Origin of the sequence: Gordonia hirsuta DSM 44140 = NBRC 16056 (assembly GCF_000333015.1) — a bacterium.
Lineage (GTDB): Bacteria > Actinomycetota > Actinomycetes > Mycobacteriales > Mycobacteriaceae > Gordonia > Gordonia hirsuta.
Map to the genome: position 1 here is coordinate 189,764 of NZ_BANT01000004.1, position 17,386 is coordinate 207,149.

Genomic DNA, 17,386 nt, shown 5'->3' on the forward strand with positions numbered 1-17,386 from the left:
GCAGGCGGCGACCCGCCGATGCTCAGCCGGCCGGCGAGCGGCCGGCCGACAGCTGGGCCAGTTCGCGCCGCAGCACCTTCCCGGTGGCGTTGCGGGGCAACCGATCGACGAAGACGACCTCGCGCGGGGCCTTGTAACCGGCGAGGTTCTTCTTGACCTCGGCGATCAGTTCCTTCTCACCGGTGTGGGCCCCGTCGCGCAACACCACGTAGGCGCGCAGTCGCTGCCCGAAGTCCTCGTCGGGCACACCGATACAGACCGCCTCGGACACCTCGGGCCGGGCGCTGAGTAGATCCTCGACCTCCTGCGGAAAGACGTTCTCGCCGCCGGAGACGATCATGTCGTCGTCGCGGCCTTCGACGAACAGCCGGCCGGCCGCGTCGAACCGGCCGATGTCGCCGCTGGCCATCAGGCCCCCGATCCGCTGCTTGTCGCCGCCTTCGGTGTAGCCCTCGAAGAGCTGCGCATTACCCACGAAGATGCGGCCGAGTCCGCCCTGGGGAACCTCCAGCCCGTCATCGTCGAACAGTTTGATCGTGGTCCCCCGGGTCGGGCGCCCAGCGGTGCCCGGTGCGGTCCGCAGATCGGCGGGGGTCGCGATGGTCGCATTGGCCACCTCGGTGGAGCCGTAGAGGTTGTAGAGGTTCTCGCCGAAGGCGTCCATCCACTCGTCCGACAGTCCACCGGGCAGCGCCGACCCCGAGGCGGCGACCACCTTGAGCGAGGAGGTGTCGTAGCGTTCGCGGACCTCGGCGGGCAGATCCAGGATGCGCGAGAGCATCACCGGGACCACGATCAGCGCCTCGATGCGGTGCTCCTCGACGGCGGCGAGCCAGTCCTGCGCGTCGAAGACGGGCAGGGTGATCAGCTGTGCGGTCAGGCCGAGCCCCAGCAGCAGATTCGACAGTCCCCAGGCGTGGAACGCCGGTGCGGCCAGTCCGATGCGGATGCCCGCACGCAGCGGGATCCGCGACAGCAGCGCGGCCGGCGCCTCCAGGGTCGGCAGGCCGCCGCCGGAGACCGCGCCCCGGCTGGCGCCCTTCGGGGTGCCGGTGGTGCCGGAGGTCAAGATGATGACCTTGCCCGAGCGTCCCGGTGAGCGCAGAGTGGCCCGGGTGAAACCGTCGGCCAGTTCGGTCAGCGTCGGGATCTGCACCGACGGTGACGCGTCGGTGAGAATCCGTTTGCGGTTGACCGAGGCCTCCGCCAGCAGAGTGGTGAACTCGGCATCGTGCACGATGGCCGAGGCCCCCTCCCGCCGGCAGACGTCGGCGATCTGGGGCCCGGCGAAGCCGGTGTTGAGCAGCAGCAGATCGCACCCGAGTTTGGCGATCGCGGCGGCAGCGAGCACGAATTCGGGGTGGTTGCGCGAGAGCAGCGCCACCGCATCACCCTCACCGATTCCCAGCGCGCGCATCCCCGCCGCGATCGCCGTCGACCGCCGATCGGCTTCGACATAGGTCAGGGTCCGGTCCGGGGCGATCACCAGCGGCCGGTCGGGTTCGCGGACCGCCCCGATGGCCAGCAACGCCCCGGGAGTCAGGCCCCAGGAGCGGGCCGCCCCGGCCACCCGCAGCAGCCGGTCCGGGCGCATCGCCGAGACGATGCCGGCGCGGGCCAGCACCTCCAGGCTGCCGGCCTCCTCGGCCAGTCGCCGGGGGACCGCCAGCCACGACGGTTCGGCTACGACGGCGCCTTCGGCTTGACGTTTGAGTCCGGCGACGGCGTCCTTGACGAAGCTGTGGATGGCCGGAGCCGAGACCAGGTCGGCCAGGCCGCCGAACACGCCGGGTGCATCGTAGGACAGCCGGACGGTGAGCCGGGTTCCGCCGGGCACCGGCCGCAGCCGCAGTCGTACCCGGTGCGAGACCCCCGAGTACGACGCCCAGGCCAGTTCCCACGGCCGCTGGCAGGCCACGATGATCGCATCGCCGCCGACCACGGCCGCACCCATCGTGACCATGATGCGGTATCGGGCGTCCAGTTCGACGCCGCGGCCCGGGTCGTGCGCGGTGACCCGCAACCCGCGCCCGGCGTAGCGGGCCAGCACCAGCGGATCGGCGCACAGATCCCAGACGTGCTCCGCATCGGCGGCGATGACGGCGCTGTGTTCGATCTTCATCCGATCACCGGCAGCTTCCGCTCGGCCTGCAGCGAGGACAGCACATCCTGCATGGTGGCCACCAGATCGTCGTACACCCGATCCAGATCCGGGTCGTCCCCGTAGGTCTCGCGCAGGTGGATCGGCGGGAGATAGGCGATCACGATCTTCGACGGCAACGGCAGGAAGGGCGCGAAGGGCACGGTGATCCCGAACGGCGCCGACAGCATCACCGGCAACACCTTGAGACGCAACGCCCGATCGAGCCGCAGGAACTCGGCGATCTTCTCCCCGCGCGAGAGGAACAGCGCGGTCTCCTGCCCGCCGATGGTCACCTGCGGAACGATCGGGACGTCGTGCCGCAGCGCCAGCCGCAAAAAGCCCTTCCGGCCGCCGAAGTCGATGAGCCCGGACTGACTGGTGGGGCGGTACACCTCGTAGTCGCCGCCGGGGAACACCTGCAGCAGACCACCCTGCTCCAGCACGGCGTGCCCGTTGTCCGGATCGGCCTCCACGGTGCCGAAGCGGCGCAGGATCGGGGCCAGCGGCGAGTTGAGCACCATCCGGTGGGCCAGCTGGTAGAAAGGCCGCTCGACCCCGCAGTAGGAGGTGATGGCCAGCTGGCTGATCAACACCTCCGGCGACATGATCCCGCCGGTGTGGTTGCCGACGATCAAGGCCGGGCCGTCTTCGGGCAGGTGATGCAGTCCGCGGACATCGGGCCTGAACCAGGCGCCGATCAACAGCCACAGCCCCGGCAGCAGCTCGCGGATGGCATCGGGATCGCGGTCGTCGACGTCCCCGCGGCGCAATCGAGGCGCCAGCCTGCGCAGCCGGTCCCCCGCGAACGACAATGCACCCACGACGGGGTTGTCTCCCAGATCCATACGACTCCTCTCCCCGGGCAGTGTCTCAGATCACGGTGGAAGCCGAAGCCGATCCGTGCCTCGACTCGTGTGCAATACCCGCACGCAAGCGAAAGGCAGACTAGTTTCGAGCTATGGGAGAAATCAAGAAGGTCCTCGTCCTCGGCACCGGTGTCCTGGGGAGCCAGATCGCTTATCAGACCGCTTATTCCGGGTTCGACGTCGCCGTGTACGACATCAGCGATGAGGTGATCGGCAAGGCCCGCGACACCACGTTCCCCGCGCTGGCCCAGACATACTTGTCCCAGGTGAAGGGAGCCACTCAGGAATCGGTCGATGCCGCCCTGGCCCGGCTTTCCTACCACTCGGACATGGCCTCGGCGGCCGCCGACATCGACATCGCGATCGAGGCGGTTCCGGAAGTTCCCAAGATCAAAGAGCAGGTGTTCGGGGAGCTGAACAAGGTCGCGCCCGAACAAGCCATCTTCTGCACCAACTCCTCGACACTGCTGCCCAGCGAACTGGCCCCCTACACCGGTCGCCCCGATCGCTTCCTGGCCCTGCACTTCGCCAACCGGGTGTGGCAGTTCAATACCGCCGAGGTGATGGGCACACCGCAGACCGACCAGGCCGTCTTCGACCGGGTCGTCGAGTTCGCCAAGCAGATCGGGATGGTGCCGATCCCGCTGCACAAGGAGAAGTCCGGGTACGTCCTGAACTCGCTGCTGGTGCCGTTCCTGTCGGCGGCGGCCGAGTTGGCCGAGGGCGGCTACGCCGATCCGTCGGCGGTCGATGATGTGTGGCGGATCGCCACCGGCGCACCGCTGGGTCCGTTCCAGATCTACGACATCATCGGCCTGAACACGCCCTACAACATCATGATCCACGGCGATGCGGAGCAGCAGAAGCTCGGGCGGTGGCTCAAGGAGAACTACATCGACAAGGGTTACCTGGGGCTGGCCGCCGGCCGCGGTTTCTACGACTACTCGGGCAAGTAGCGCCGGGGCACCGCACGCCCGACCGTGCGACCTCGGTCGGCGCCGGCGGCGACCGGGTTGTCGAAGATCCCCTCGTGCACCGCACCCGGGAACCGTTACCGTGAGGTGTCTCACCGTCGTGGGATGATCGGGTTGTAGATCACTTACCGAAGGAGCCAGTCTTCATGATTCAGTCGACGATGCAAGAGGGTGCGCTGACGATCACCAGCCTTCTCGAGCACAGCCGCAAATTCTTTCCCGAGGCCACGGTCAGCACCTGGACCGGCACGGAGTTGCGCACCGCGACCTTCGGCGAGATCGGCGACCAGTCCGCACAGGTCGCCCACGCGCTGGCCAAGCTCGGCATCGGGATCGGCGACCGCGTCGCGACCTTCATGTGGAACAACAACGAGCACCAGGTGCTCTACGCCGCGATTCCGTCGATGGGCGCGGTGCTGCACACCCTGAACCTGCGGCTGTCCCCCGAGCAGGCGATCTACATCATGAATCACGCCGAGGACAAGGTGGTCTTCGTCGACGCCAGTGTCGCGCCGCTGCTGCAGAACTACGTTCCGCACGCCCCGTCGGTCAAGCATGTCGTCGTCACCAACGGGCCCAAGGAGTCGTTCGAGGCTCCCGAAGGCGTCACCGTGCACGCCTGGGACGAGTTGCTCGCCGGCGAGCCGACCCAGTACGACTGGCCGGAACTGGACGAGCGCGCCGCCGCCGCGATGTGCTACACCTCCGGCACCACCGGTGACCCGAAGGGCGTGGTCTATTCACACCGCTCCATCTACCTGCACTCGTTCCAGGTGACCGCCTCCAACGGCATGGCACTGGCCAACGACGACACCGCGCTGGTGATCGTGCCGATGTTCCATGCGATGAGCTGGGGGATGCCCTACGCCGCGCTGATGAGCGGCTCGAGCCTGCTGCACCCGGACCGTTTCCTGCAGCCCGAACCGCTGCTGGCCATGATGGCCGCCGCCCGTCCCACCATGGCCGCGGCGGTGCCGACCATCTGGTCGGGGGTGTCGGCGCTGCTGGACGCGCAGCCGCAGGACATCTCGCATCTGCGCGAGGTGGTGGTCGGCGGTTCGGCGGTGCCGCCGTCGATGATCCGCAAGTTCGACGAGTACGGCGCCCCGATCATCCACGCCTGGGGGATGACCGAGACCTCCCCGCTGGGTTCGGTGGCCCGCGTGCCGGCCGGGGTGACCGATGACGAAGAGGCCTTCGCCTACCGCGTCACCCAGGGACGGTTCCCGGCTCCGGTGGGCGCCCGGATCGTCGATGCCGACGGCAACGTCCTGCCCAACGACGGTGAGACCAGCGGCGAGCTGGAGGTCTCGGGCCCGTGGATCACCGGCGCCTACTACTCCCCCGAGGGCAACGTCTCCGATCCGTCGAAGTTCCACGACGGCTGGCTGCGCACCGGTGACGTCGCGACCATCAGTCCCGACGGCTACATGACGATCGTCGACCGCACCAAGGACATCATCAAGACCGGCGGCGAATGGATCTCCTCGGTCGACCTGGAGAACACCATCGCCGCGCACCCGGAGATCCTCGAGTGCACGGTGATCGGTGTGCCCGATCCCAAGTGGGACGAGCGGCCGTTCGTCCTGGCGGTGACCACCGAGGGCTCCACCCTGGACGTGCCGACCATCCGCGCCTGGCTCGAGGAGCGCATTCCGCGCTGGCAGGTGCCCGAGCGCTGGTCGTTCGGCGAAGAGGTCCCCAAGACCTCGGTGGGCAAGTTCGACAAGAAGCGGGTCCGCCAGCACTATGCGGAGGGCCTGTACGAAGTGGTGAGCAACCTGGATCTGTGATCCGGGCCGGAGCAGCCGATGTCTGGGTTCTTCGCATTCCTCGCCGATAATCCACTGCTGCTTCTGGGCATCTTCATCATCATCGGCGGTTCCGCCGGCAAGCTCGCGATCGGTCCGGTGACCCTCGGACCGATCGCGGTGCTCCTGGCGGCCATCGCTCTGACCGCCTGGGGCACCGTCTACGACCAGACCCTGCAGATCCCGGAGGTCCTGGGGAATCTGGGGCTGGCGATCTTCGCCTTCGCCACCGGGCTGCTGGCCGGCCCCAGTTTCTTCGCCGCACTGCGGTCCTCGTGGACGCTGATGCTGGCGGTGGTGCTGGTGCTGATCGTCGCCGCCGGAGTGGGCATCGGTGTGGGCGGGCTCTTCGAGCTGCCGGGGGATGCCATCGCCGGCACCTTCGCCGGGGCGCTGAACAACACCCCGGCACTGGCGGCGGCCGGCAGCACACCGGCCGCCACCGTCGGCTACGCCGTGGCCTACCTGTTCGGGCTGGTCGCCATGCTGGGGCTGACCCAGGTGGCGCTCTCGCGGGGCCCCGCCGACCGGGACGATCCCGAACCGCTCGTTACCGCCACGGTGCGCATCGACACCTCCGAGCCCACCACGATCCGGGATCTGCACCGCAGATTCGGCCGCACGATCGCCTTCACCCGGGTGAGCCGCTCGTCGACCGATCCGGTGCTCGGCGTCGACGACGACACCGTTCTGGGGCCCGCGGACCTGCTGACGGTGGTCGGTCCGGAGAATCTGGTGGAGCAGGTGATCTCCGACCTCGGGCATCGGTCCTCCCACGATCTGGTGGCCAGCCGCGCAGACCTGGACTTTCGCCGCATCACCATCTCCGATCCACGGCTGGCCGGTCGCCGCGTGGCCGACCTGCGGCTGGAGCAGCGTTTCGAGGCGACGATCGCGCGGATCCGCCGCGGCGACACCGACTTCATCAGCACTCCCGGCGAACGCCTGCAGTTGGGTGACCGCGTCCGCGTGGTGGCCCCGCCGGAGAAGATCGACGAGGTGACCCGGTATCTGGGGGATTCGGCGCGAGGGCTGTCCGATATCAATCCGGTGGCCCTCGGCGGCGGCCTGGCGCTGGGACTGGGCCTGGGCCTGATCCAGGTCCCCGTCCCGGGCCTGGGTGCACTGTCGGTCGGCGCCGCCGCCGGCACGCTGATGGTCGGGCTGGTGATGGGCAGGGTGGGCCGGATCGGCCCGGTCCACGTCTCGATGCCGCACACCGCGGCCACCGTGCTGGTCGAGCTCGGACTGCTGATCTTCCTCTCGTTCGCCGGGACCCGGGCCGGTTCGCAGATCCTCGAGGCGTTCACCGACGGCGCCGCCCTGGACTATTTCGTCACCGGCGCCCTGGTCACCCTCGTCGCCGGCCTGGGCGTACTGCTGGTCGTCGGACGCCTGTTTCGGGCCGGGCGCACCCGCCTGGGCGGCATCGTCGCCGGCGCCCAGACCCAACCGGCCCTGTTGGCCTTCGCCAACAACCGGACCTGCTTCGATCCCCGAGTCGCGATCGGCTACGCGCTGGTCTACCCGGCGGCGATGATCGTCAAGGTGGTCCTGGCCCAGATCATGGCCGGCGGGTGACCTGGCCCCGTGCACGCAGCGCCGGTCGTCGCTACGGTGGTGTTGTCCATCGAACGGACTACACGAGAGGAACCCGATGATGTTGGATCAGCAACTGTGGACCCTGCTCCAGGACAACCCGCAGGCACTCGAAGCACTGCTCTTCGTCTTCTCCGGCACCAAGTAGCCACCCGAACGCGCCGCCGGCGGCGATGAGCGCCAGGACCGCGCCGGTTCATGCCAGGTTCGCCACCGGAATCGCCCACCCGAACGCCGGCGTCTATCCTGGTCAACGTTGTCTGCATTCTCAGTTGCGAGGAGACCGTCGATGGGTCTGAAGGGCACACCCGGAACCTGGCTTCGGCACCTGCTGTCGGCTCTGGCCGCAGTTCTACTCGTCATCGTCGCCGGTGCCTCGGGCGGCCTGGCATTGGCCGCCGGGCCGACCCTGTCGGTCACGCCGAACAAGGAACTGTCCTCCGGCGACGAGGTCGCCGTGGCTGGGAGCGGGTTCAAACCGAAGACCCGGCTGGCGGTGATGCAGACCGTCGCGCTGCCCCGGACCGGTGTGCCCGTGGTGCACTCGGGCCGAACACTGCTCACCACCGACGCCAAGGGCCGCTTCACCACCGCGATCAAGGTGCGCCAGAGTTTTGCGGCCATCGACTGCGCGAAGACCGACTGCTTCGTCACCGCCGTCCCGATCAATCGCACGGCACTGACCCGGGGCCAGACCACCTCCACTCCGATCGCCTTCGAGAAGCAGAAGCCGAAGCTGGTCCTGTCGCCTGCCGACGGCCTGCAGCACGGCAACGAGGTGACCGTCACCGGCACCGGCTTCGCCAAGAACAGCGGTCTGCTGGTCGCCCAGACGCTGGCACGGCCGGACAACGGCCGCCCGCAGACCCACCTGGAACCGGTCGCGGTCACCACCGACCAGGCCGGCAGCTTCACCACCACGGTCAAGGTGCAGCCCAAACTCCGCGATACCAACTGCCTGCAGACCGAATGCTTCATCGCCGCCTATCCGGCCGCCCAGGCGCCGACCGACCGGGTCAACGACGCCTGGGCGGCGATCGCCTTCGACCCCTCCGATAACACCGCTCTGCGCGTGGACGAAGAGAAGATCGAGCAGGCCGGCACCGTGCGCGTCCACATCAGCGGCGGCCAGCCCCAGGACCGCTACACCATCGCCACCGAGGGTGCGGGCGATCTGAGCGTCCAGCCCTTCGTCCGGGCCGACGACGAGGGCAATGCCACGGTGCTGCTGATGACCCCCTTCGATCAGGTCGCCGGCGACTACAAGGTGCACCTGACCAACGAGCGCACCGGTAACCAGACCGAGATCGGCTTCACGATCAGCACCAACGCCCTGCTCAACCCGGCCCAGACCCAGGGCAGCCCGATCGCCGGAGCCGACCAGGCCACCGGGCAGGTACCGGCCGGACTGGACGGCGAACCCGAGCACACCGGCAACTGGACGACGTGGTGGACGATCGTCGGCGCCATCGTGACGCTGGTCGCCATCGGATTCCTGGGCTGGTTCGCCCGCGACGAACGTTCCTCGGCCCGCAAGTGAATCGCGGCGAAGACGCCGTATGTGAACCGATTCGCATCGACTCGGGGATATCTGCAAGACGTCTACCAGAACAGACTGATAGACCATTGCCATGAGCGAATACTCGATCGAAGAGATCACCGCCGACCACCTGGCCCACATCACCGCCGTCGCCCAAGGCCTGGCCGGTGACGTCCGTGCCCTGGTCGATGCGACGGTGCGGACGCAGGTCGGCGACGACGATGTGGCCGCGGCCCGCGAACACATCGCCGCCGCCACGGCCCTGCTGCGCCGCGAACAGCTGCCCGGGGCGTTCGGGATCCGCTTCAGCGCGACCGCCGGCAAACGCAACTGGGGCAATGCCATGGTCGGGCTGCGCAATCCGGTCGCGCCGCCGATGCACATGAGCTACGACGGCGAGAAGATCACCGGCACCGTCGATCTGGGCGCCGCCTACGAGGGACCGGCCGGTCTGGTGCACGGCGGCATCCTCGCCGCTCTGCTGGATCAGGCCCTCGGTTCGGCCGCCGAGAACGCCGGTGTCCCGGGGATGACCGGAACGCTGAACGTCCGCTACCGGCAGGCCACCGTATTGGGACCGGTCACCGTCAGCGCCTGGCTGGACCGGACCGAGGGCATCAAATCCTTCGCCAAGGGCACCGTCAGCACCGCCGACGGGGTCACCGTCGAGGCCGACGGGGTCTTCATCCTGCCGCGCTGGGCCCGCGGACAATCCCAGGAGGACGCCGTCCGGACGGTCGGCGAAGGCTGACACCGCCGGCCCCGGGACACACCCGCGCGAGCGCGTCGTCGTTCATCGCTTCTGCCCACTCGCGCCACACAGTCCGGCGCGCTCACATACCGTGGCGTGCAACACACCACACCGCAAGGAGCGCACCGTGTACCCAGGCAAGTTCGCAGCCGCTACCCCCGACAAGCCGGCACTGATCCGGCCGTCGACCGGTGAACAGGTCACCTACGGGCAGCTGATGGACAACTCCACCAGGATCGCCCACTACCTGCGCGACGATCTGGGGTTGCGGCCCGGCGACACCATCGCCATCGTCTCCGACAACGACCTGCGGATCTTCGACGCCTACTGGGCGGCGGTGCGCAGCGGCATGTACGTCACCGCGGTGAATCACCACCTCACCGCCGGCGAGGTGAACTTCATCCTCGGCGACTGCGAGGCGCAGGCGCTGTTGGCCTCGGCGAGCGTCGCCGAGGCCGTCTCGGCGGCGCACGAGCTCGACGGGCTGGCCGATCCGGCGCGCCGCATCGTCTGGGGCGGGCGGCTCGACGGTTTCACCGACTACGCGAGCGTCCTGACCGCCGCGAGCGATGCGCCGTTGACCGATCAGCCGCGCGGCACCGACATGCTGTACTCCTCGGGCACCACCGGGCGGCCCAAAGGCATCAAGCCGGTGCTGCCGGCCGGCCAGGTCGACCAGATCCCCGATCTGATCAGCGCCGTCTTCGGCCCGGTCTACGGCTTCGGGGAGGACTCGGTGTACCTGTCCCCGGCGCCGCTGTACCACGCGGCACCGCTGCGGTACTGCGCGATGGTCAACTCCCTGGGCGGCACCGTGGTGGTGATGGACCGCTTCGATCCCGAGGAGTCGCTGCGGCTGATCGAGCAGTACCGCATCACCCACAGCCAGTGGGTGCCGACCATGTTCGTGCGCATGCTGAAACTGCCCGAGCAGGTCCGCAGCAGATACGACGTGAGCTCCATGCGGGCAGCCGTCCATGCCGCGGCCCCGTGCCCGGCGCAGGTCAAGGCCGAGATGATCGCCTGGTGGGGGCCGGTGATCAACGAGTACTACGCGGCCACCGAGGCCGCCGGGGTGGCGCTGATCGGCTCGCAGGAAGCGCTCGAGCGCCCCGGTTCGGTGGGCCGGGCCGCCCTGGGCATCGTGCACATCTGCGGGCCCGACGGCGAGGACCTGCCGGCCGGTGAGGTCGGCGTGGTCTACTTCGAACGCGACGAGATGCCGTTCGTCTACCACAACGATCCGGAGAAGACCGCCGCCGCCCAGCACCCGGCGCACCCGAATTGGGCCACCACCGGCGATCTGGGGTACCTCGACGAGGACGGTTACCTGTACCTGACCGACCGCAAGGCCTTCACCATCATCTCCGGCGGCGTCAACATCTACCCGCAGGAGGCCGAGAACATCCTGATCAATCACCCGGCGGTCTTCGATGTGGGCGTGATCGGTCTGCCCGACGACGAACTCGGCGAGGTGGCGGTGGGCTTCGTGCAACTGACCGACGACGCGCAGCCGTCCGACGACCTGGCCGACGAGCTGATCGCCTACGCCAAGGAGCACCTGGCCGCATTCAAGGTGCCCCGGCAGATCCGCTTCGTCGAGGATCTGCCACGCACCCCCACCGGTAAGCTGGTCAAGGGTGACCTGCGCACCCAGGTCCTCGGCGGCTGACCCGCCGACCCGACTTCGATCCGTCGGCCCAGCGTCGATGAGGAGGCTCGCCGCCCCATGACCCGGCCGATCACCGGCAGCGAGCAGCTGGCCACCGTCGTCGTGATCGGCGCCGGTCAGGCCGGGCTCTCGGCCGGCTACCACCTGCTGCGCGCCGGTCTGGTCCCGGCGACGTCGCAGGCCGATCCGGCTGTCGCGAGCTTCGTGATCCTCGACGCCGAGACCGGTGCCGGCGGGGCGTGGCGGCACCGCTGGGAGTCGCTGCGGATGTCGACGGTCAACGAGATCTTCGATCTGCCCGGCTTTCCGAAACCGCCGATCGATCCCGCCGAACCAAGCAGCACCGCGGTGCCGCGGTATTTCGCCGCCTTCGAGGACCGTTTCGCCCTGCCGATCCTCCGTCCGGTCACCGTCTGGACCGTCCGGTACGACGACGACGATCCCGATGGGGATCTACTGGTTGATACCGACCGCGGCCGCTGGCGCACGCGTGCGATCATCAACGCCACCGGTTCGTGGAACAACCCGGTCCTGCCGGTCTACCCGGGCGGCGACGGTTTCCGGGGGCGGCAGCTGCACACCCGCGACTACGTCTCCGCCGACGAGTTCGCCGGCCAGCGGGTGGCGGTGATCGGCGCCGGGATCTCGGCGCTGCAGCAGCTCGAGGAGATCTCCCAGGTGGGCACCGTGTTCTGGTACACCCGGCGGGAACCGGACTTCCGCGGCGGCCACTTCCGGGCCGAGGTCCAGGGCCGCGAGGTGATCGCCGCCGTCACCGCCGATGTGGAGGCCGGACGGCCCACCGGCAGCGTCGTCTCCTACACCGGGCTGCCGCGCCTGCCCTATGTGGATGCGGCGGCCGAGCGCGGTGCGTTGCAACGCCGGCCGATGTTCACCGCGATCGAACCGGACGGGGTGCACGAAGCCGACGGCACCGTCACCGCCGTCGATGCGATCCTGTGGGCCACCGGTTTCAAAGCGGACCTGCGGCATCTGGAGCCGCTGTATCTGCGCAACGAGCTGGGCGGTGTCACTATGCGCGGTACCGCGGTCGCCGGGGAGCCGCGGGTGCACCTGGTCGGTTTCGGCCCGTCGCAGTCCACGGTCGGGGCCAATCGCGCCGGGCGCGATGCGGTCCGTGAACTGACCGCCCACTTGGGTATCGAGACCGGCAGATAACCCCGACGCGGCCTGCTCACGCCCGCCGGTCAGTTGCCGTCGGTGACCGGCGAGGTGCCCATCGTGTCGGCCTCCCCGGTCACCGCGTACACCTCCCACGGTTCGGCGCCGGGTCCGTGCACCCACACCTTGTCCTGCACCGCGTAGCAGCAGGAGGTGTCGTTCTCTTCGAAGGTGGCCAGGCCCGACTCGGTGAACCGGCGGCCGGCCGCGGCGACCTGCCCGGTGTCGGCCACCTCGACGCCGAGATGGTCCAGCCGGGTGGCCTGACCCTGCTCCCCCTCGATCAGCACCAGCTTCAGCGGCGGATCGGCGACGACGAAGTTGGCGTATCCGGGCCGGCGTTTGGCCGGTTCCACTCCGAACAGCGCGGTGTAGAAGGTGATCGACCCCTCCAGGTCGGCGACGTTGAGTGCTAGTTGGACACGGGACATGACGGACTCCTCTTCTTATTTTCGACGGTTTTCGGTGTGGGTTCGGGCCTCGGCCGTGGCCGCCAGGTGCGGGCCGAGTGCGGCCACGGCGTCCCGCGCGGTGCGGCCGACGCCGATCAGCGTTGCCGAGGCCGGTCCGGTCCAGTCTCCGTAGCCCAGAAAGAGCAGCCCGGGCTCGGCTGGCACATGGTTGTGGTGCAGGGGGATCCGGCCGGAGGCTGCTGCTCGGCCCGGACGGGACCGATCGGGACGCCGCAGGGCCAAGGGACGCAGATGATTCAGGACCGGCCGGAAGCCCGTGCACCAAATGATCGCGTCCACCTGTTCGTGACGATCGGGGTAGACCAGTCCATCGGCGGCGATCGACGAGAACATCGGCTGGGGCACCAGCACACCGCGATCCCGCGCCGCCTTGACCGGCGGCACCATGACGATGTCGCCGAGTCCGGCGACGCCGTCGGTATCCGCCCGGCCCGAGGCCAACGCCTGCGCGCGGGCCGAGGCGACGTCGAACAGCACCCGGCCGTCGACGTCGTCAGGCATCAGCCGGGGCGGGTGCGGCGTGGCCCCGAGGGTGTCGGCGACGGTGAAGACCTCGGCGAGGATCTGGGCGGCGGAGTTGCCCCCGCCGACCACGGCGACCCGCTGCCCGGCGAAAGCCTCGGGCGTGCGGTAGCCGACGGTATGGACCTGCGTGCCGGCGAAGCGACTCATCCCCCGATAGCGCGGCCAGAAGGGGCACCGCCACGTACCGGTCGCATTGACCACCGCGCCGGCCCGCCAGGTACCGCGGTCGGACTCGACCAGGTAGCGGCCGTCACCCGTGCGGCTGACCGCGGTGACCCGGACGGGACGGTGGATCGGCAGCCGGTAGCGCTGCTCGTATGCGGTCAGGTAGTCCACCACGTGTCCGGCGGGCGGGAAACCCCGACGCCACACCGGCATCGGGATGCCGGGCAGCGACGAGTGCTCGGCCGGTGAAAACAACCGCAGCGACTCCCAGTAGTGCGGCCACGAGCCGCCCGGAGCGGCCTCGGCGTCGAGGATCACGAAGTCGTGTCCGGCCCGGCGCAGATAGTAGCCGGCCGCCAGCCCCGCCTGACCGCCTCCGACGACCACCACGTCGACCGCCGTGGACGCGCGATCACCCTCCGGACTCACGGCGGCGTGAATCTTTTTCGCAATGCCAGCGACAGGTACGCCAGGCCCACCAGGATCGGCACCTCGATCAACGGCCCCACCACCCCGGCGAGCGCCTGGCCCGAGGCGATGCCGAAGGTGCCGATCGACACGGCGATGGCCAGCTCGAAGTTGTTCCCTGCCGCGGTCATAGCCATGGCGACGGTGCGCGGATACCCCAGACCCATCGCCGCGCCGGCGCCGAAGGACACCGCCCACATCAGGATGAAGTACAGCAGCAACGGGATGGCGATCCGTGCGACGTCGCCGGGCCGGGAGGTGATCGCCTCCCCCTGCAGGGCGAACAGCATCACCACGGTCAACAGCAGCCCGTACAGCGACCACGGACCGATGCGCGGCAGGAAGGTCTGCTCGTACCAGACCCGCCCTTTGAGTCGCTCGCCGTAGTAGCGGCTCAGGAAGCCCGCCACCAGCGGTATCCCGAGGAACACGAGCACCGATTTGGCGATCTGCCACGGTGAGGCCTCGATCGAGGTCTGTTCCAGACCGAGCCAGCCGGGCAGCACATCGAGGTAGAACCAGCCCAGGACCGCGAACATGGCCACCTGGAACACCGAGTTGATGGCCACCAGCACCGCGGTGGCCTCCCGGTCGCCGCACGCCAGATCGTTCCAGATGATCACCATCGCTATACAGCGGGCCAGCCCGACGATGATCAGGCCGGTGCGGTACTCGGGCAGGTCCGACAGGAACACCCAGGCCAGGGTGAACATCAGGGCCGGTCCGATCAGCCAGTTCAGCACCAGCGAACCGGCCATCAGGCGCCGGTCGCCGGTGACGGTGTCGAGGCGGTCGTACCGGACCTTGGCCAGCACCGGATACATCATCACCAGTAGACCAAGGGCGATCGGCACCGACACCCCGTCGATCTGCACCGCATCCAGCGCGGTGTTCAGCCCGGGAACCCACCGCCCCAGCAGCAGGCCCGCCGCCATCGCCAGACCGATCCAGACCGCGAGGTACCGGTCCAGGGTCGACAGCTTCGGCGGGGCCGTCAGCGTCGTCATGCCGATTCGGCTTCCCGGGGCGGCAGGTGTCCCAGCAGCAGCGTCGACAATTCGGCCAGAGCGCCGGGGCTGATCCAGTAGTAGACCCACGTTCCGCGTCGTTCACAGTCCAGCAGGCCCGCTTCCCGCAGGACCTTCAAGTGGTGAGAGACGGTCGGCTGCGAGAGCTCGAAACCGGTCGAGATCTCGCACACGCACGCCTCACCCCCGGGGCCGGCGGCGATCAGCGCGAGCATGCGCAGACGGATCGGGTCACCGAGCGCTTTGAACTTCTGGGCCGCACCGGTGAGGTCGTCGGACTCGGGCGCCGCCGTCGGCGGAGGACAACACGGCCGCCCGGACTGCTGCTTCGACATTCTTCTATATTGACACCTGTCAAATCAGTCGCGCAACATCGTTCAGTCGGCCAAGACCGGTGGCTACCGCACTCAACGCGCCGTCGGATGCCAGCGACTACGGAGAGTGCTCGCCGCCGCATCGGACGCAAACGCCGACGCCTCGAACGGCTCGGCAGCGATACGCTGTCCGGTCGACGGATTGAGCACGGTCATCCGCTGCACGCGATCACCGAGGGTGCGCGAGATCGCGACCTCACGTGCCACCGCCGTCGCCGCGTCCTTCGTGGTATCGAGCTGTGCACCGGGACCACACAGGTGCACCTCCACGAGTAGCGTGTTCGTCCCGGCCGCCGGTACAGCCGTACCTGTTCCGGTACTGAAGCGAGGAGACAGCGAGGTCAGAGCCGACAGGGATGCTCGAATCGCATCGCCGAGCCCGTAGTCACTGGTGGCAACGCCTTCGCACGGCGGCATGGTTTCACCGGCGGCTGCGCTGACCGGCTCGTCGTTCTGCCCACAGCCCAGCACCATCAGCCCCAGCGCTACCGCCCCGGCCGTTGCCGCCACTCGCCGCTGAACCGTCATCAGAAACCCCGTCTCAAGTATTCGACACGATCATCCCCGCCCGTGGCCGACCCATTGCAGCCGGCCCCGGCGAGCCGGGGGTCAGCAACGGGGACAGTCGCCGGCGGCCGGAATGGGAAACGCCTCCCACCTGTGTCGACAGGTGGGAGGCGTCTGGTGGAGCTGCCGGGAATTGAACCCGGGTCCTCCGTCACTTCAGTAGGGCTTCTCCGTGTGCAGTCCGCTGTGTCTCTACTTGGATCTCCGGGTCTCACGGACGAGCCCGGATGACGATCCCAGTCGCTGTTTGTTGTCCCGCCTTCGCCCGCGACCGACGACGACGGTGAGTTCCCTAGCTGATGCCGGCATCCGGGTGCGGGAACATCACCCGGGCCGACAGACTAGCCTCGCTGATCAGGCAGCGAGAGCGTAGTCGCGCTGATTGGAATCGGCGCTTAATTGGTTGCTACGACGCTTACGGTGGTCTCTAGCCTGCACCGACACGCTTCCCCTACCTCGATGTACGTAGTCGAAACCGATCAGCCCCGAGGTAGTGCCCACCGCTTTGGCGGACTACCTATAGTAACGCCGCCGCCGCGGAAAATCATCCCGGTATCGTCGCCGCGGCTGCCATCTGGCGTGTCTCGGCCCCGCCGCTCGGCGTGTCGCGACCTGTTTGGGCGTGTCGAGCTCGTCGCAGCGTCGCGCCATGCCGAGATGAACCGCGACACGCCGGCGCGCGGAATCAGAGCAGTCTGCGGCAGTCCGACGCGGGAACGTCGGACGACGGCGCCCCGGGTTTCACATGCCTTTGATGCGCCGGCCCAGCTCGCGTTCGGCCTCCCGCTTGGCGGTGCGGGCGGCGATGTCGCGGCGCTTGTCGTGCGCCTGCTTACCGCGCGCCAACGCCAGTTCCACCTTGGCGTAGCCGTCGGAGAAATACATCGACAGCGGCACCAGCGTCAGATTGCCGTCCTGCAGTTTGCCGATCAGCTGATCGATCTCGCGGCGATGCAGCAGCAGTTTCCGCTTGCGACGCACCGGATGGTTGGTCCACGAACCCTGCCCGTACTCGGCGATGTGCAGCGCATGCAGCCACACCTCGCCGTCCTCGGCGGTGGCGAAGGCGTCGACCAGCGAGGCCTTCCCCTGCCGCAGCGCCTTGACCTCGGTGCCCTGCAGCACGATGCCCGCCTCGTAGGTGTCGAGGATGGTGTAGTTGTGCCGCGCCTTCCGGTTGGTGGCGATCACCGACCGGCCCTTCTCCCTGGGCACGTTGACTCCTTCTCGTCGGTCAGGTCTTCTCAG

Annotated in this window: 15 protein-coding genes and 1 other RNA gene; 7 read left to right on the forward strand and 9 right to left on the reverse strand. The window is 68.6% G+C overall.

Annotated features, from left to right (window positions below; genetic code table 11):
- Nucleotides 1–22 precede the first annotated feature (22 nt).
- Both GOHSU_RS02435 and GOHSU_RS02440 read right to left on the reverse strand, forming a co-directional pair.
- Nucleotides 23–2,122: an AMP-binding protein gene (locus tag GOHSU_RS02435; RefSeq protein ID WP_005936259.1), complete on the reverse strand. Its 2,100-nt coding sequence runs from the start codon at nucleotides 2,120–2,122 to the stop codon at nucleotides 23–25.
- On the reverse strand, nucleotides 2,119–2,988 hold the full coding sequence (locus GOHSU_RS02440; protein ID WP_005936262.1) for a 1-acyl-sn-glycerol-3-phosphate acyltransferase: 870 nt from the start codon (nucleotides 2,986–2,988) through the stop codon (nucleotides 2,119–2,121). Before GOHSU_RS02440 ends, GOHSU_RS02435 begins: the two co-directional genes overlap by 4 nt.
- A 113-nt stretch (nucleotides 2,989–3,101) precedes the next feature.
- Here GOHSU_RS02440 and GOHSU_RS02445 point away from each other — a divergent pair, with 113 nt between their 5' ends.
- From GOHSU_RS02445 to GOHSU_RS02475, 7 genes are all read left to right on the forward strand, one after another.
- Nucleotides 3,102–3,965, forward strand: coding sequence for a 3-hydroxyacyl-CoA dehydrogenase (locus GOHSU_RS02445; protein WP_005936266.1), 864 nt, complete (start codon nucleotides 3,102–3,104; stop codon nucleotides 3,963–3,965).
- Between the two features lie 164 nt (nucleotides 3,966–4,129).
- A complete protein-coding gene (locus tag GOHSU_RS02450; RefSeq protein WP_005936269.1) occupies nucleotides 4,130–5,776 on the forward strand; it encodes a long-chain fatty acid--CoA ligase in 1,647 nt (548 codons plus the stop codon).
- A gap of 18 nt (nucleotides 5,777–5,794) precedes the next feature.
- Nucleotides 5,795–7,375, forward strand: coding sequence for an aspartate:alanine exchanger family transporter (locus GOHSU_RS02455; RefSeq protein WP_005936272.1), 1,581 nt, complete (start codon nucleotides 5,795–5,797; stop codon nucleotides 7,373–7,375).
- A gap of 307 nt (nucleotides 7,376–7,682) precedes the next feature.
- Nucleotides 7,683–8,933, forward strand: coding sequence for a neocarzinostatin apoprotein domain-containing protein (locus GOHSU_RS02460; protein ID WP_005936276.1), 1,251 nt, complete (start codon nucleotides 7,683–7,685; stop codon nucleotides 8,931–8,933).
- 91 nt (nucleotides 8,934–9,024) lie between these two features.
- On the forward strand, nucleotides 9,025–9,684 hold the full coding sequence (locus GOHSU_RS02465; protein WP_005936280.1) for a PaaI family thioesterase: 660 nt from the start codon (nucleotides 9,025–9,027) through the stop codon (nucleotides 9,682–9,684).
- A 127-nt stretch (nucleotides 9,685–9,811) separates the two neighbouring features.
- On the forward strand, nucleotides 9,812–11,356 hold the full coding sequence (locus tag GOHSU_RS02470) for an acyl-CoA synthetase (RefSeq protein WP_005936282.1): 1,545 nt from the start codon (nucleotides 9,812–9,814) through the stop codon (nucleotides 11,354–11,356).
- 57 nt (nucleotides 11,357–11,413) lie between these two features.
- On the forward strand, nucleotides 11,414–12,535 hold the full coding sequence (locus GOHSU_RS02475; RefSeq protein ID WP_005936286.1) for a flavin-containing monooxygenase: 1,122 nt from the start codon (nucleotides 11,414–11,416) through the stop codon (nucleotides 12,533–12,535).
- A gap of 29 nt (nucleotides 12,536–12,564) precedes the next feature.
- Here the strand turns inward: GOHSU_RS02475 and GOHSU_RS02480 are convergent, their stop codons facing one another.
- The 7 genes from GOHSU_RS02480 to smpB all read right to left on the reverse strand — a co-directional run bounded on the left by GOHSU_RS02480 (nucleotide 12,565) and on the right by smpB (nucleotide 17,353).
- The gene (locus tag GOHSU_RS02480) at nucleotides 12,565–12,969 is read right to left on the reverse strand and encodes an ArsI/CadI family heavy metal resistance metalloenzyme (RefSeq protein WP_005936289.1); all 405 of its coding nucleotides are present in this window, start codon (nucleotides 12,967–12,969) and stop codon (nucleotides 12,565–12,567) included.
- Nucleotides 12,970–12,984: 15 nt separating this feature from the next.
- Complete coding sequence (locus GOHSU_RS02485) at nucleotides 12,985–14,130, reverse strand: ArsO family NAD(P)H-dependent flavin-containing monooxygenase (RefSeq protein ID WP_005936292.1); 1,146 nt, start codon at nucleotides 14,128–14,130, stop codon at nucleotides 12,985–12,987.
- Nucleotides 14,127–15,176: an ACR3 family arsenite efflux transporter gene (arsB, locus tag GOHSU_RS02490; RefSeq protein WP_005936296.1), complete on the reverse strand. Its 1,050-nt coding sequence runs from the start codon at nucleotides 15,174–15,176 to the stop codon at nucleotides 14,127–14,129. Before arsB ends, GOHSU_RS02485 begins: the two co-directional genes overlap by 4 nt.
- Nucleotides 15,173–15,532, reverse strand: coding sequence for an ArsR/SmtB family transcription factor (locus GOHSU_RS02495; RefSeq protein ID WP_005936299.1), 360 nt, complete (start codon nucleotides 15,530–15,532; stop codon nucleotides 15,173–15,175). Before GOHSU_RS02495 ends, arsB begins: the two co-directional genes overlap by 4 nt.
- A gap of 72 nt (nucleotides 15,533–15,604) precedes the next feature.
- A complete protein-coding gene (locus GOHSU_RS02500; RefSeq protein WP_155820879.1) occupies nucleotides 15,605–16,081 on the reverse strand; it encodes a hypothetical protein in 477 nt (158 codons plus the stop codon).
- Nucleotides 16,082–16,253: 172 nt separating this feature from the next.
- Nucleotides 16,254–16,625, reverse strand: a transfer-messenger RNA (tmRNA) gene (gene ssrA, locus GOHSU_RS16460).
- Nucleotides 16,626–16,879: 254 nt separating this feature from the next.
- Entirely contained in the window at nucleotides 16,880–17,353 is a 474-nt protein-coding gene (gene smpB / locus GOHSU_RS02505) for an SsrA-binding protein SmpB (protein ID WP_005936305.1), read from the reverse strand.
- Between the last annotated feature and the right edge of the window lie 33 nt (nucleotides 17,354–17,386).

What these genes read in the sequence shown, in the direction of transcription:
- GOHSU_RS02435 (WP_005936259.1), bottom strand. Translation starts at nt 2,122, where the DNA reads ATGAAGATCGAACACAGCGCCGTCATCGCCGCCGATGCGGAGCACGTC.
- GOHSU_RS02440 (WP_005936262.1), bottom strand. Translation starts at nt 2,988, where the DNA reads ATGGATCTGGGAGACAACCCCGTCGTGGGTGCATTGTCGTTCGCGGGG.
- GOHSU_RS02445 (WP_005936266.1), top strand. Translation starts at nt 3,102, where the DNA reads ATGGGAGAAATCAAGAAGGTCCTCGTCCTCGGCACCGGTGTCCTGGGG.
- GOHSU_RS02450 (WP_005936269.1), top strand. Translation starts at nt 4,130, where the DNA reads ATGATTCAGTCGACGATGCAAGAGGGTGCGCTGACGATCACCAGCCTT.
- GOHSU_RS02455 (WP_005936272.1), top strand. Translation starts at nt 5,795, where the DNA reads ATGTCTGGGTTCTTCGCATTCCTCGCCGATAATCCACTGCTGCTTCTG.
- GOHSU_RS02460 (WP_005936276.1), top strand. Translation starts at nt 7,683, where the DNA reads ATGGGTCTGAAGGGCACACCCGGAACCTGGCTTCGGCACCTGCTGTCG.
- GOHSU_RS02465 (WP_005936280.1), top strand. Translation starts at nt 9,025, where the DNA reads ATGAGCGAATACTCGATCGAAGAGATCACCGCCGACCACCTGGCCCAC.
- GOHSU_RS02475 (WP_005936286.1), top strand. Translation starts at nt 11,414, where the DNA reads ATGACCCGGCCGATCACCGGCAGCGAGCAGCTGGCCACCGTCGTCGTG.
- GOHSU_RS02480 (WP_005936289.1), bottom strand. Translation starts at nt 12,969, where the DNA reads ATGTCCCGTGTCCAACTAGCACTCAACGTCGCCGACCTGGAGGGGTCG.
- arsB (WP_005936296.1), bottom strand. Translation starts at nt 15,176, where the DNA reads ATGACGACGCTGACGGCCCCGCCGAAGCTGTCGACCCTGGACCGGTAC.
- GOHSU_RS02495 (WP_005936299.1), bottom strand. Translation starts at nt 15,532, where the DNA reads ATGTCGAAGCAGCAGTCCGGGCGGCCGTGTTGTCCTCCGCCGACGGCG.